The following is a 13,616-nucleotide window of genomic DNA, read 5'->3' as shown; positions in this document are numbered from 1 at the left end:
CAACGGATCGTGTCCCGTCAGGGGGCTGGCAGAGTCAGGGCTTCCGCCCCAGCCCCCCGTGCTGCCCGATCGCCGGCGCCGTCACCCCGGACGCGCTCGGCTCCGGCCGCCACAGCGGTACCGAGACCACCCCCGGCTCCACCAGCTCAAGCCCCTCGAAGTACCCCTCGATCTGCTCCACCGGGCGCAGGAAATACGGCACCGCGCCCGTCTCGTTGTAGGCGTCCTGTGCTGCTTCATAAGCCGGATCCGTGCCCCGCGAACCCTCGTTCAACGACAGGTAACTGCCGGACGGGAGGGCCGCCATCAGGTCGCGGACGATGCCGCGCGCCACCTCGTAGTCCGTCACGTGGCCCAGGATGCCGCTCAGGATCAGGGCGGTCGGGCGGGTGAGGTCGAGCGTCTTGGCCGCCGCCTCCAGGATGCGGTCCGTGTCGTACAGCTCGGCGTCCACGTAGTCAGTGGCGCCCTCGGGAGTCGACGTCAGGAGCGCTCGGGCGTGGGTCAGGACCAGCGGGTCGTGGTCCACGTACACGATGCGCGCGTCGGGAGCGACCGACTGGGCGACCTCGTGGGTGTTGTCCACCGTCGGCAGGCCCGTGCCGACGTCGAGGAACTGGCGGATGCCCGCTTCCCCGGCCAGGTGGCGGATCGTACGGCCCAGGAACGCGCGGCTGCTGCGCGCGATCGTGACGATGCCGGGGAAGACGGCGGTGTACGCGTCGCCCGCCGCCTCGTCCACGGGGTAGTTGTCCTTGCCGCCCAGCCAGTAGTTCCAGATACGGGCGGAGTGCGGTACCGAGGTGTCGATTCTCTGTTCGAATTCGGACATGCTGGCATCGTCTCCTCGGTCGCAGCGGACGCGTTGGTGCAGGGTTCAACTTAAGGCCCAAGGTCAACCCTACGTACCGCACTTGATCGAGTCAGCACGAAACCCGGTGGCCACCCCGGCGATCCTGTCGGGGTGGCCACCGGTCACACGCGCCGGATCATGCCGGATCGCGCTGGATCAGGCTGGATCGTGCCCTTCAGCCCACCGACACCGCGCTCCAGGCGGCGCCCACCGCCGCGTACTCCACGCTGCTCGTCCCGTACAGATCACGCGCCGCGTTGAGCGTGGCGGTGCGCGCGCCCGCGTAGTTCGTCGACGACGTCATGTACGTGGTCAGCGCCTTGTACCAGATCGCGCCCAGCTTGGCCCGGCCGATCCCCGCGACCGTCGAGTTGTTGCACGTCGGGGAGTTGTAGCTGACGCCGTTCAGTGTCTTGGCGCCGCTGCCCTCCGCGAGGAGGTACGCGAAGTGGTTCGCCACGCCCGAGGAGTAGTGGACGTCCAGGTTTCCGACGGCCGAACTCCAGCAGTTGGCCGAGTTGTTGTCCTTCGACGGCTGGTCCATGTAGCGAAGCGCCGAGCGGCCGAAGCCCGACTTGACGATCTTCTCGCCGATCAAGTAGTCCCCGAGATCAGTGGAGTTGTTCGCGTTGAACTCCACCAACGTGCCGAAGATGTCCGACGTCGCCTCGTTGAGGCCGCCCGACTCGCCCGAGTACGTCAGGTTGGCCGTCGACGACGTCACGCCGTGCGTCATCTCGTGGCCGGCCACGTCCAGCGAGACCAGCGGACCGAACGTCGTACCGTCACCGTCGCCGTACGTCATGCAGAAGCAACTGTTGTCCCAGAAAGCGTTGTTGTAGTTGTTGCCGTAGTGCACGCGGTTGTACGAGCCGACCCCGTTCCCCTTGATGCCGCTGCGCCCGAACGTGTCCTTGTAGTAGTCCCAGGTCTCGTCGGTGCCGTACTGCGCGTCCACCGCCGCCGAGGCCCGGTCCGCCGTGGCCCCCGTTCCCCAGTGGTTGTCCGCGTCGGTGAAGAGGGTCGCGGGGGCGCGGACGATGCAGATGCCGAAGATGCACAGGTCGGTGCCGTTCTCGGCGTCGCCCGTGTACGTGTTGCCGCGTGTCGGGTCCTTCAGCTGGTACGTCGATCCGGAGACCGTCGTCTCCAGCGGAACCGTGCCGCCGTACAGGGACTTGCCGTCGCCCGTCGCCGTCTCGATGCTGTCCCAGGCGTCGATCTGGGCGCCCGTGCGCGCGTCGGTCACCACGGTCCGGGCGACCGGGTTGCCTGCCGAGTCCAGCGCCACCGCGTTCGTCTGCCAGGCGAGCCTGGGGGCGCCGTGCAGGGCGTCAACCACCAGCTGGGGCTTGGCTGTTGTCTTCTTCAGCGCCTCGCCCCGGTTCGCCGCGCGCAGGGCCGAGGCCGCCAGGTCGGCCGCCTTCGGGGCCGATACCGCCGGGCTGATCGTGGTCAGGGATATCGGACGGGTCGTGGCGCGGCTCGCGCTCCGGTAGGTGCCGCTCGGCGTCAGATGGACGACGAAGTCGCCGCCCAGAACCGGAAGTTGACGGTACGTCCGGTCGTATCGGACGTGCTGGCTGCCGTCCTTGTCGATGACGACGTCCCGAACTTTGGTGCCCTGTACGGAGGTCAGGCCCAGGTGAGCGGCCTGGTCCACGAGTGCCGTGACCGCGTTCCTGATCGCGGTGTCCCTGGTCGGTCTGTCGGCCGCGTCGGCGGCGGGGGAGAGTGTGGCGGCCAACAGGGCGGCGGCGGTGGCGGCTGTACCGGCCGCGGCAAGACGGGAAGTCATGGGTCTCCTTGGGGGTGAAGACGGCGGGGATCGCTCAGATTTAAGGGTTCATGACATGTCATGTCCAGAGTAGATGCGACTTCACCTCGACTTATGGCGAGAATCGTTTCCCCATCCCCATGAACGCGTCCGCGGCGAACCATGTGTCAACCATGTGCCGAACTCGACGACTTGGAGGATTGTGTGCGGAATGTCAATAAGGTCCAGTTGTCACGTTCCTCACAAGAGGCAACATGGGCCAACAGTATTAGCTTTCAAACATTTTCGGTGATGATTGGGTCATGAGTGACCGGAAAGCATTTCCCCCCGCCGGTTCCCGACAACCCCTACACAGTGCCAAATTTCAACTACCCCCACTTTCCGACTTGGTGAGCCTTGTCAGAGCCCCGGCCGCGCTCAGCGTCCCCGGCGACATCCTGGCGGGCGCGACCGCGGCGGGCCGTCCCCTCGGCCCCCGGACGGCCGGCGCGATGGCCTCCTCCATCTGTCTCTACTGGGCCGGCATGGCCCTCAACGACTACGCCGACGCAGCCGTCGACTCGGTCGAGCGGCCCGCCCGTCCGGTGCCCTCCGGCCGGGTACCGCGCCGGACCGCGCTCGCCGTCGCCACCGGCCTGACCGGCGCCGGTCTCGGTCTCGCCGCGGTGTCGGGCGGCAGACGCGGACTTGCCGTCGCCCTGCCGCTGACGGCGCTGATATGGGCGTACGACCTGAAGTTGAAGTCGACTCCGGCCGGTCCGGCGGCGATGGCGGGCGCGCGTGCGCTCGACGTGCTGGCGGGCGCGGTGGCCGGCGGCGGCAGCCCCCCGTGGCACGGGTCCGGTGGAGGTGGCACGGCCGGCGCACTCGCTCGCGGTGCCGTCCCCGCCCTCCTCACCGGGGTGCACACCTACACGATCACCGCCCTCAGCCGCCACGAGATCTCCGGTGGTCCGGCGCGACTGCCCGCCACGACGCTCGCCGTGTCGTCGGCCACGGCACTGTCGACGGTGCTGCCTTCCGTACTCCCGGCCGTTCTCCCGCCCCGGCGCACCCTGCCCCGGGCGGAGGTCGCCCGAACAGCCGTCGCCTCAGCCGGAGTTCTCGCCTACCTGGGGACCTACGGCTGGGCCCAGGTGCGGGCCGTACGCGATCCGCAGGCGAGTTCCGTACGACGAGCGGTGGGGGCGGGCATCCTCGCGATGGTCCCCCTTCAGGCGGCGCTCACGGCGCGCGCCGGAGCGCCCGTCGCCGCCGCGCTCCTGGGTGCTCTGCACCCGGTGGCCCAGCGTCTGGCGAGACGGGTGTCCCCGACATGAGCCATGTCCTGTGTCATGCCGTGAGTGATGCCATGAGCTGTTCCACGAGTCGTGTGACGAAGGGCGGTGGATCATGGGCCTGAGATTCGGCTACGGCACCAACGGGTTCACCCACCACCGCCTCTCCGACGTCCTCGGCATCCTCGCCGACCTGGGCTACGACGGCGTGGCCCTCACCCTCGACCACAACCACCTCGACCCGTACGCCGACGACCTGGACCACCAAGTCGCCCGCGTTCGCCAGCGGTTGGCCGAGCTCGGGCTGACCGTCACGGTCGAGACCGGGGCGCCCTACTTCCTCGACCCCTGGGGCAAGCACCAGCCGACGCTGATGTCCGGCCGGCCGGCACGCCGTGTCGACCTGCTGCGGCGTGCCGTACGCATCGCCGCCGAACTCGGCTCGCCCAGCGTCCAGTTGTGCAGTGGACCGGCCCCGGACGACATCCCGGAGACGGAGGCCTGGCGGCGACTGGCCACAGGCGTCGGTGCGGCGCTGGAGACGGCGGAGGCGTACGGCGTCGCGCTGGCCTTCGAGCCCGAACCGCACATGTTCGTCGACACGGTCGCGAAGTGTCTGAGGCTGCGCGAACTGGTCGGCGGACACGAGCTGTTCGGCGTCACCCTGGACATCGGACACGCCCACTGCGTGGAGGAGCCGACGCTCCTCGACTGCGTCGACCTGGCCGCACCGCACCTGCTGAACGTCCAGATCGAGGACATGGTCCGCGGGGTCCACCGGCATCTGGAGTTCGGCGCCGGTGAGATCGACTTCCCGCCGGTGCTGGCGGCACTGACCGACCTCGGGCACCGCGGCCTGGTGTCCGTCGAGATCCAGGGCGGCGCTCTGGACGCCCCCGACATCGCCCGCAGTTCGTTGGCGTTCCTTCGCCGAGCCGAGGCCCGGAGCCTGCTCACCTCCTGAACGCGCCACCCCACCATTCGTTCAAGAGAAATTCGCGATCCCTTTTCCTGCCTTCTCCAGCCTCCTCCAGCCTTCTTCGTCTTCCCGTCTCCCTCGTCTTCTTCGCCTTCCCCTCCGACTCTCCTTTCTGGAACCGCGCCATGCCGCTTTCCGATCCGTCCTCCCTTCCCCTCACCCCCGAAGCCCGCGCCTGGCTCGACACCGCCCTGGCCGAAGTCGCCGCCGCCCCCGCTGCCATCCGCGCCCGCTTCCCCGCCGTCCGCCGCCACTGCGGACGCGCCCCGCTGCCCGACGGCCGGACCGTCGACGAAGCCGCCCGCGTCCTGCTCCTCGCCGCGCTGCCCCTGCGCGACCAGGCCCTCGCCGACGAGGTGACAGCGCTGCACCGCTACGGCGACCCCGCCGAACAGCGGGCCGTCCTCCGGGCGTTGCCACAGCTCGACCGCGAGGGGACCGGCCGGTTCCTCGACCTCGTACGACAGGCCCTGCGAGGCAACGACAACACGCTGATCGAGGCCGCCCTCGGCCCCTACGCGGCGGCCCACCTCCCGGCGGACGAGTACCGCCAGGCCGTCCTGAAGTGCGTCTTCTGCGAGATCCCGCTCGCCCGCGTCGCCGGACTCGACGACCGCGCCGACGCCGAACTCGCCCGCATGCTCGGAGACTTCGCCCGCGAACGGACGGCAGCCGGACGCCCCGTACCCGAGGACATCGCCCCCCTCGTGCGCCCCTTCACCACCACCCACGGAGCCATGTGACCATGCGCATCTTCGACCCCCACATCCACATGTCCTCCCGCACCACCGACGACTACGAGGCGATGTACGCGGCCGGGGTCCGGGCCGTCGTCGAGCCCGCCTTCTGGCTCGGCCAGCCCCGAACCTCGCCCGACACCTTCTACGACTACTTCGACTCGCTGCTCGGCTGGGAGCCGTACCGGGCCGCCCAGTTCGGCATCCAGCACTTCTGCACGATCGCCCTCAACCCGAAGGAGGCGAACGACCCGCGCTGCCTCCCCGTTCTCGACGAACTGCCCCGCTACCTCGCCAAGGACCGGGTCGTCGCCGTCGGCGAGATCGGCTACGACTCGATGACCAAGGAGGAGGACGAGGTTCTCGCCCGTCAGCTCCAACTCGCCGTCGAACACGGCCTGCCCGCCCTCGTCCACACCCCGCACCGCGACAAGGCGGCTGGTACCAGGCGCACCCTGGACGTCGTACGGGAGTCGGGCATCGCCCCCGAACTCGTCGTCCTGGACCACCTCAACGAGCTGACGGTCGGCATGGTCCTCGACAGCGGCTGCTGGGCGGGCTTCTCCGTGTACCCGAAGACGAAGATGAGCGAGGACCGCATGGTCCGCATCCTCCGGGAGCACGGCCTCGACCGGGTCATGGTCAACTCGGCGGCGGACTGGGGCAGTTCGGACCCCCTGAAGACGCGCAAGACCGGCCTCGCGATGCTTGCCGACGGCTTCACGGCCGACGACGTCGACCGCGTCCTGTGGCGCAACCCGGTCGAGTTCTACGGCCAGAGCGGACGTCTCGACCTGGACGACACGGACGGTCAGCAGAAGCCCGACGAGAGCTCGTCGTTCGAGGGCAACTCCATCCGGCGCGGGGGAGAGTGAGCCGACCGTGCGCTTCCTCCACCCCGACGGCACCCCCGTCCACCTCGCGTACTGCAGCAACGTCCACCAGGCCGAGGACCTCGCCGGGGTCGTCGCCCAGCTCGCCGCCCACGCCGAACCCGTACGGGAACGGCTCGGTGTCGGCCGACTCGGCATCGGCCTCTGGCTGGCCCGCACAGCCGTCACCGAACTCGCCGCCGACAAGCGTGCGTTGACGACCCTCAAGGACGAACTCGCGGCGCGCGGCCTGGAGACCGTCACCCTCAACGCCTTCCCGTACGAGGGGTTCCACCGCGAGGTCGTCAAGAAGGACGTCTACCTCCCCGACTGGGCCGACCCGGCCCGCCTCGCCTACACCCTCGACTGCGCCCGTGTCCTCGCCGCCCTCCTCCCCGACGACGCCCGACGCGGCAGCGTCTCCACCCTCCCGCTCGGCTGGCGCACCCCGTGGCCGACAGAGCGCGCGGACACGGCCCGCCGCGCACTGGACCAACTGGCGGCCGGACTGGCGGAGTTGGAGTCGGACACCGGCCGCCGTATCCGAGTCGGCTTCGAGCCGGAACCGGGGTGCGTCGTGGAGACCACCGCCCAGGCGGTACGGGAGTTCGCCGACGTGGACCGCGACCGTCTCGGCGTCTGCCTGGACGCCTGCCATCTCGCCGTCCAGTTCGAGGAACCCGCGGAAGCCCTCGGGCGGCTCGCCGATGCCGGCCTGCCGATCGTGAAACTCCAGGCGTCCTGCGCGGTCGAGGCCCCCGACCCGACCGACCCGCGCGCCCGCGCCGCCCTGCGGGAACTGGCCGAACGACGGTTCCTGCACCAGACCCGGACGATCAGCGAGGGGAAGGTGGTCGGCGTCGACGACCTGCCGGAGGCCCTGGACGGCGGCGCACTTCCGGCTACCGGCGCCGACAGCCCCTGGCGTACGCACTTCCACGCCCCGCTGCATGCCGAGCCCGAACCACCCCTCCGTACCACCGCCGACCAACTCACCAACGTTCTCACCGGACTTCTCGGCGGCCCGAGCGCCGTCTGCGACCACATCGAGGTCGAGACCTACACCTGGTCCGTCCTGCCCCGCCCACCCGCCGGCCTCGCCGTCGGCATAGCCGCCGAACTCGCCTGGGCCCGTGACCGGTTGACCGGCCTGGGCCTCAAAGAGGACCCCTCATGACCGGCCGCAAGGAGCCCTTCATGACCGAAACCCCGAACGCCAACCGACTCGTCGTCCTGGACATCGTCGGCCTCACCCCCGCCCTCCTGCGCCATATGCCCGCCGTCGCCGCCCTCGGCGACCGCGGCTTCCAGGCCACCCTCGGCACCACGCTCCCCGCCGTCACCTGCACCGCCCAGTCGACCTTCCTCACCGGCGAACTCCCCTCCACGCACGGCGCGGTGGCCAACGGCTGGTACTTCCGCGACCTGGGAGAGGTACTCCTCTGGCGGCAGCACAACGCCCTCGTCGGCGGCGAGAAGATCTGGGACGCGGCCCGAAAGCGGGCGCCCGGCTACAAGGTCGCCAACATCTGCTGGTGGTACGCCATGGGCGCCGACGTCGACTGGACGGTGACCCCGCGCCCGATCTACTACTCCGACGGCCGCAAGGAACCCGACTGCTACACCTGGCCGCCCTCCCTGCACGACGAACTCACCGACCGCCTGGGCCCGTTCCCCCTGTTCACCTACTGGGGCCCGAACGCCGGCATGCCCTCGACCCAGTGGATCCTGGGCGCCGCCCGCCAGATCTTCGACGAACACGACCCCGATCTGACCCTGGTCTACATCCCGCAGATGGACTACGAACCCCAGCGCTCCGGCCCGCAGTCCGAGGCGTCCATCAGCGCCGCCCGCCAACTCGACGACGCCCTGCGCCCGTTGATCGACCACTTCCTCGCCGCCGGCGCCACGGTGGTGGCGCTGAGCGAGTACGGCATCACCCCGGTCTCCCGCCCCGTGGACATCAACCGCGCCCTGCGCCGGGCCGGACTGCTGGAGGTGCACACCCAGGACGGCATGGAGTACCTCGACCCCTGGACCTCCCGCGCCTTCGCCGTCGCCGACCACCAGGTGGCACACGTCTACGTCCGGGACCCGGCCGACGTACGCGAGGTCGCCAAGATCCTCGGTGAACTCGACGGTGTGGACCAGGTGCTGGGTGAGATGGGCAAGTCGGCCCAGGGCCTGGACCACGAGCGCTCGGGAGAACTGGTCGCGGTGGCGGACGCCGACGCCTGGTTCACGTACTACTACTGGCTCGACGACGAGCGGGCCCCCGACTTCGCCCGCCAGGTCGAGATCCACCGCAAGCCCGGCTACGACCCCGCCGAACTCCTGTGGGACGACACCGTCCCGAACGTGAAACTGCACGCGGCCGGTCAACTCGCCCGCAAGAAGCTCGGGTTCCGCTACCGCATGCAGACGGTCCCGCTGGACCCCACGGCCGTCCGCGGCAGCCACGGACGCCTCCCGAGCGACCCCGACCACGGCCCCGTGCTGCTGTGTTCCGCACCGGAACACGGCAGCGAGGCCATCGCCGCCACCGACGTCAAGGCCCTGCTGCTGAGGCTCACCGGTCTGCCGGCAACCCCACCCACCGACGACGCCTAGGTCGTTTCTGATGGCTCTTGGACGGTGTCGCGGAGCCAGATGACGATCGCGGTGACGGTGAGGGTGCCGTTGAAGATGTAGTCGCGTTTGTCGTACCGGGTAGCCACCGCGCGGAACTGCTTCCACTTGTTGATGCACCGTTCGACCGCGTTGCGGCGGCGGTACTGGGTCTTGTCGAAGGCCGGGGGCCGGCCGCCGGAGCGTCCGCGGTTCCTGCGGTGGGCCCGCTGGTCGTCGGGCTGCGCGATGGTGGCTTTGATGCCGCGCCGTCGCAGGTAGGCGCGGTTGTCGCGGCTGGAGTACGCCTTGTCACCGCGCACCCGGTCCGGCCGGCTGCGCGGGCGGCCCGGTCCACGGCGCCGGATGCGTAAGCCGTCCAGGACCGGGGCGAACATCGGGCTGTCACCGCGCTGCCCGGGCGAGGTCAGCCAGTGCAGGGGGCGGGCCCGGTCGTCGGAGAGCAGATGGACTTTGCTGGTCAGCCCGCCCCGCGAGCGCCCCAACGCCTCACGCCCATCGGCCTCCTCACGCGTCCCGCCCCCTTTTGCGGGTGGTCGGCCGGGAGCTTGCGGGGCGCTCCGGCCGCGTGCTGATGCGCCCGGCAGGAGGTCGAGTCGATGTTCACCGCCCACTCCTGCCGGGACTCCTCGCGGGCGAGCGCCGCGTCCGGGTCACCGGCATCCGCCTCGATCTGCAGCTCCTGGAGGATGGCCCGCCAGGTGCCGTCGGCCGACCAGCGGCGATGCCGTTCATAGACGGTCTGCCAGGGACCGTACCGTTCCGGCAGGTCCGGCCAGGGCACCCCGGTCCGGGCCCGGAACAGCACCCCGTTGATCACCCTGCGGTGATCCGCCCACTGCCCGCCCGGTCTGCCGTTGTCGGGCAGAAGAGGCTCGATCCGCTGCCACTGCACGTCCGTGAGCTCATGTCGCCGCACCATACGAACGTCCTGCCCGGTCGACCCCGAGATCCACCCAGCCCACCAAGAGCCATCAGAAACGGCCTAGCCCCGACCGTGCCCTGGCGCCGACCGCGCCTCGGCACCGTCCACACCCACGCCCCAGCGCCGATCACACCCCCGGCTCCGCCGATACCTCCGGCTCCGCCCGCACCCCCACGCACACCTGCACCACCCACACCCCCACGCACCAACCCCCCGGAGACACCGACCATGTCCGAGACCACGTTCCCCCCGCTGCCCATGCGGCGCACCGCGTTGCTCGACCCGCCCGCCGAGTTCACCCTGCTGCGTGAGCAGGGTCGGATCAGCCGTATCGCGCTCTGGGGCGGCAACACCCCCTGGCTGGTCACCCGGCACGAGGACGCCCGTGCTGTCCTGGCGGACGCCCGTTTCAGTTCGGAGAACCGCCGGGAGGGGTTCCCCGGTCTCCAGCCGACCCCGCCGCCGCCCACCCCCGGCCAGCTCTTCGCCATGGACGCGCCCGACCACACCCGGCTGCGCCGGATGCTGATCCCCGACTTCACCTTCCGTCGTGCCGAGGAACTGCGGCCGTCCATCCAGCAGTTGACCGACCGGCTCATCGACGACCTGGTGGCCAAGGGGCCCGAGGCCGATCTTGTCGAGCACTTCACCCTGCCGCTGCCGCTGCTCGTCATCTGCGAACTTCTCGGAGTGCCGTACGCGGACCGGGAGTTCATCCACCGCCACGCCGCCGCGTTCGCCACCGTGACCGACGGGCCCGAGGCGATGCGGGCGGGCTGGGGCGCGCTGTTCGGGTACCTCATGGAACTTCTCGCCGCCAAGACCGCCGACCCCGGCGACGACCTGCTGAGCAGGCTCGCGGCCGAACGGGTGGCCACCGGTGAGGCAACCGCCGCCGAGGCGGCCGGACTTGCCGTGATGCTGCTCATCGCGGGCCACGAGACGACGGCGAGCATGCTGTCGCTCGGTGTGGTGGCCCTGTTGTCCCACCCAGCCCAACTGGCCGCGCTGCAAGCCGATCCGGAACTCGTGCCGGGAGCGGTGGAGGAACTCCTGCGCTATCTCACGGTCGTTCACATCGGGATGCGGCGCATCGCCACGCAGGACGTGGAGATCGGCGGCGTCACCGTACGGGCCGGGGAAGGCGTCGTCGTCGCCCTCCAGGCCGCCAACCGGGACCCCGACACCTTCGCCGACCCTGACACCTTCGACATCACCCGCGACACCCAGCACCACCTGACGTTCGGCCACGGCCTGCACAACTGCCTCGGCCAGTCCCTCGCCCGCGCCGAACTCCAGATCGCCCTGCCCACCCTGTTCCGCCGCCTGCCCGGCCTACGGCTGACGGCCCCCGCCGAGGTGAACGCCCACGAGGGCCGCGCCGTCCACGGCGTACGGACCCTTCCGGTCGCCTGGTAGTACGTACCGCCGACTCACCGGCCCCTCAAGGGCGTACGGTCTCCAGCCGTACCGCGCACGCCTTGAACTCCGGCATCCGTGAGGTCGGGTCGAGGGCCGGATTGGTCAGCGTGTTGGCCCGGCCCTCGCCCGGCCAGTGGAAGGGCATGAAGACGGTGTCGGGGCGGATCGAGGTGGTGATCCGAGCAGGCGCCACCGCCCGCCCGCGCCGTGACACGACGGCGATGGCGTCACCCTCCCCGGCTCCCAGTCGCGCGGCCAGCCGGGGGTGCAGCTCCACGAACGGCCCCGGCGCGGCGGCGTTCAGCTCGTCGACCCGCCGTGTCTGGGCCCCGGACTGGTACTGGGCCACAACCCGCCCGGTGGTCAGCAGCACCGGGTACTCGGCGTCCGGCTCCTCGGCGATCGGCCGGTGCGCCACGGGCACGAACCGGGCCCGCCCGTCCTCGGTCGCGAACCGGTCGAGGAAGAGACGCGGGGAACCGGGATGCGGCGCTGCCTGCTGGTCGTCCTGCGCCGGGCAGGGCCAGAAGACGCCGTTCTCCTCGGCGAGCCGTCGGTAGGTGATCCCCGAGTAGTCGGCGATCCCGCCCGCGCTGGCCCTGCGCAACTCCTCGAAGACCTCCTCGGGGTCGACCGGGAAACCCTTCTCCACCCCCGCCCGGGCGGCGAGTTGGTGCAGGACGTACAGGTCGCTGCGGACCCCGTCCGGGGGAGCGACGGCCTGTCGGCGCAGGAGCACCCGACCTTCCAGGTTGGTGGTCGTACCGGTCTCCTCCGCCCACTGGGTCACGGGCAGGACGACATCGGCGAGCGCGGCCGTCTCGGACAGCACGACATCCGCGACGGCCAGGAAGTCCAGTGATTCCAGGCGCTGTTGGATGTGCGCCGCCCGGGGCGCGGACACCACCGGGTTGGACCCCATCAGCAGCAGGGAGCGGATGTCCGAACCGAGCGCGTCGAGGAGTTCGTACGCGCTCAGCCCGGGCCCGGGCAGCGAGTCCGGGTCGACGCCCCACACACCGGCCACATGGCGCCGAGCCTCCGGGTCGGTCAGCTTGCGGTAGCCGGGCAACTGGTCGGCCTTCTGGCCGTGTTCACGCCCACCCTGCCCGTTGCCCTGCCCGGTCAGACACCCGTAACCGGAGTAGGGCCGCCCCGAACGCCCGGTCGCCAGGCACAGGTTGATCCACGCGCCCACCGTGTCCGTCCCCTTGGACTGCTGCTCGGGTCCACGCGCGGTGAGCACCATCGCGTTCTCCGGCTCGCAGAACATCCGGACAGCCTCACGGAGTTGGGGCACGGGCACCCCGGTGATCCGCTCCACGTACTCCGGCCAGTGGGCCATCGCCGCCGCCCGGGTCTCCTCCCAGCCGCTCGTCCGCTCCTCGATGAACGCCTCGTCGGTGCGTCCCTGGGACACGACCAGGTGCAACAGGCCCAGGGCGAGCGCGAGATCGCTGCCGGGACGGGGCGCGAGATGCAGATCGGCCTGCTCGGCGGTACGGGTCCGACGCGGATCGATGACGATCAACGTCCCCCCGTTCTCCTTGAGTTCGGTGAAGTAGCGGAGGGCGGGCGGCATGGTCTCGGCGAGATTGGAGCCGACGAGGATGACGCACCCGGTCTTGGGGATGTCCTCCATCGGGAAGGGCAGCCCCCGGTCCATCCCGAAGGCCTTGTTCCCGGCAGCGGCGGCGGACGACATGCAGAAACGCCCGTTGTAGTCGATCTGGGAGGTCCCGAGAACGACCCGCGCGAACTTGCCCAGCGCGTAGGCCTTCTCGTTGGTGAGCCCGCCCCCGCCGAAGACACCGCACGCGTCCGGGCCATGCTCCGTACGCGTGCGGGTCAGTCCTTCGGCGACCCGGTCCAGCGCCTCCTCCCAGGAGGCGGGTACGAGGACCCCGTCACGCCGGACGAGCGGCTCGGTCAGCCGCAGCGCCGGCGACAGCAGGGCGGGTGCGGTGCGCCCCTTGCCGCACAGGGCGCCACGGTTGACCGGGAAGTCGACGCGCTCGGTGACCGTGACGCCCCCGCCTGCTGCCGGCGTGAGGTTCATCCCGCACTGCAGGGCGCAGTACGGGCAGTGCGTGGGCGTCACGGAGGTCTCCATACCGCCAGCGTGCGGCGCCCGTGTTACACCCCG

The 13,616-nt window shown here is 70.5% G+C and carries 11 protein-coding genes; 7 read left to right on the top strand and 4 right to left on the bottom strand.

Annotated features, from left to right (window positions below; genetic code table 11):
- Positions 1-34: 34 nt before the first annotated feature.
- Positions 35-832 carry an SAM-dependent methyltransferase gene (locus OHN74_RS13000; RefSeq protein ID WP_327694730.1) on the bottom strand — a complete coding sequence of 266 codons (798 nt, stop codon included), beginning with the start codon at positions 830-832 and terminating at the stop codon, positions 35-37.
- Positions 833-1,028: 196 nt separating this feature from the next.
- Entirely contained in the window at positions 1,029-2,651 is a 1,623-nt protein-coding gene (locus tag OHN74_RS12995) for a M4 family metallopeptidase (RefSeq protein WP_327694729.1), read from the bottom strand.
- Positions 2,652-3,019: 368 nt separating this feature from the next.
- Here OHN74_RS12995 and OHN74_RS12990 point away from each other — a divergent pair, with 368 nt between their 5' ends.
- The 6 genes from OHN74_RS12990 (at position 3,020) to OHN74_RS12965 (ending at position 9,105) form a co-directional block, all read left to right on the top strand.
- Entirely contained in the window at positions 3,020-3,949 is a 930-nt protein-coding gene (locus OHN74_RS12990; protein ID WP_327694728.1) for an SCO3242 family prenyltransferase, read from the top strand.
- 73 nt (positions 3,950-4,022) lie between these two features.
- Positions 4,023-4,871 carry a sugar phosphate isomerase/epimerase family protein gene (locus OHN74_RS12985; RefSeq protein WP_327694727.1) on the top strand — a complete coding sequence of 283 codons (849 nt, stop codon included), beginning with the start codon at positions 4,023-4,025 and terminating at the stop codon, positions 4,869-4,871.
- A gap of 140 nt (positions 4,872-5,011) precedes the next feature.
- The gene (locus tag OHN74_RS12980; RefSeq protein ID WP_327694726.1) at positions 5,012-5,629 is read left to right on the top strand and encodes an EboA domain-containing protein; all 618 of its coding nucleotides are present in this window, start codon (positions 5,012-5,014) and stop codon (positions 5,627-5,629) included.
- Between the two features lie 2 nt (positions 5,630-5,631).
- Positions 5,632-6,498, top strand: coding sequence for a TatD family hydrolase (locus OHN74_RS12975; protein ID WP_327694725.1), 867 nt, complete (start codon positions 5,632-5,634; stop codon positions 6,496-6,498).
- Between the two features lie 7 nt (positions 6,499-6,505).
- A complete protein-coding gene (gene eboE, locus OHN74_RS12970; protein ID WP_327694724.1) occupies positions 6,506-7,672 on the top strand; it encodes a metabolite traffic protein EboE in 1,167 nt (388 codons plus the stop codon).
- Between the two features lie 20 nt (positions 7,673-7,692).
- On the top strand, positions 7,693-9,105 hold the full coding sequence (locus OHN74_RS12965) for an alkaline phosphatase family protein (protein ID WP_327694723.1): 1,413 nt from the start codon (positions 7,693-7,695) through the stop codon (positions 9,103-9,105).
- Here OHN74_RS12965 and OHN74_RS12960 read toward each other — a convergent pair.
- Positions 9,102-10,045 (bottom strand): IS5 family transposase gene (locus tag OHN74_RS12960; RefSeq protein ID WP_443060330.1). Its coding sequence is split into 2 segments (ribosomal slippage): positions 9,102-9,614 and positions 9,617-10,045, totalling 942 coding nucleotides; the frame shifts between segments, so codons are not numbered across the junction. The two genes, OHN74_RS12965 and OHN74_RS12960, sit on opposite strands and share 4 nt — an antisense overlap.
- A 231-nt stretch (positions 10,046-10,276) precedes the next feature.
- On the opposite strand from OHN74_RS12960, the gene OHN74_RS12955 reads away from it, so the two are divergent.
- Positions 10,277-11,467, top strand: a complete 1,191-nt coding sequence (locus OHN74_RS12955; RefSeq protein WP_327694722.1) for a cytochrome P450 — start codon at positions 10,277-10,279, stop codon at positions 11,465-11,467.
- 25 nt (positions 11,468-11,492) lie between these two features.
- Here OHN74_RS12955 and OHN74_RS12950 read toward each other — a convergent pair whose 3' ends face one another.
- Positions 11,493-13,583, bottom strand: coding sequence for a molybdopterin oxidoreductase family protein (locus OHN74_RS12950; RefSeq protein WP_327694721.1), 2,091 nt, complete (start codon positions 13,581-13,583; stop codon positions 11,493-11,495).
- Between the last annotated feature and the right edge of the window lie 33 nt (positions 13,584-13,616).

The organism is Streptomyces sp. NBC_00459, from assembly GCF_036013955.1.
Taxonomy (GTDB): Bacteria; Actinomycetota; Actinomycetes; order Streptomycetales; family Streptomycetaceae; genus Streptomyces.
This window is presented reverse-complemented; position numbering and strand designations above follow the sequence as displayed.

What these genes read in the sequence shown, in the direction of transcription:
- OHN74_RS12985 (WP_327694727.1), top strand. Translation starts at nt 4,023, where the DNA reads ATGGGCCTGAGATTCGGCTACGGCACCAACGGGTTCACCCACCACCGC.
- OHN74_RS12995 (WP_327694729.1), bottom strand. Translation starts at nt 2,651, where the DNA reads ATGACTTCCCGTCTTGCCGCGGCCGGTACAGCCGCCACCGCCGCCGCC.
- OHN74_RS12975 (WP_327694725.1), top strand. Translation starts at nt 5,632, where the DNA reads ATGCGCATCTTCGACCCCCACATCCACATGTCCTCCCGCACCACCGAC.
- OHN74_RS12950 (WP_327694721.1), bottom strand. Translation starts at nt 13,583, where the DNA reads ATGGAGACCTCCGTGACGCCCACGCACTGCCCGTACTGCGCCCTGCAG.
- OHN74_RS12965 (WP_327694723.1), top strand. Translation starts at nt 7,693, where the DNA reads ATGACCGAAACCCCGAACGCCAACCGACTCGTCGTCCTGGACATCGTC.
- OHN74_RS13000 (WP_327694730.1), bottom strand. Translation starts at nt 832, where the DNA reads ATGTCCGAATTCGAACAGAGAATCGACACCTCGGTACCGCACTCCGCC.
- OHN74_RS12980 (WP_327694726.1), top strand. Translation starts at nt 5,012, where the DNA reads ATGCCGCTTTCCGATCCGTCCTCCCTTCCCCTCACCCCCGAAGCCCGC.
- OHN74_RS12955 (WP_327694722.1), top strand. Translation starts at nt 10,277, where the DNA reads ATGTCCGAGACCACGTTCCCCCCGCTGCCCATGCGGCGCACCGCGTTG.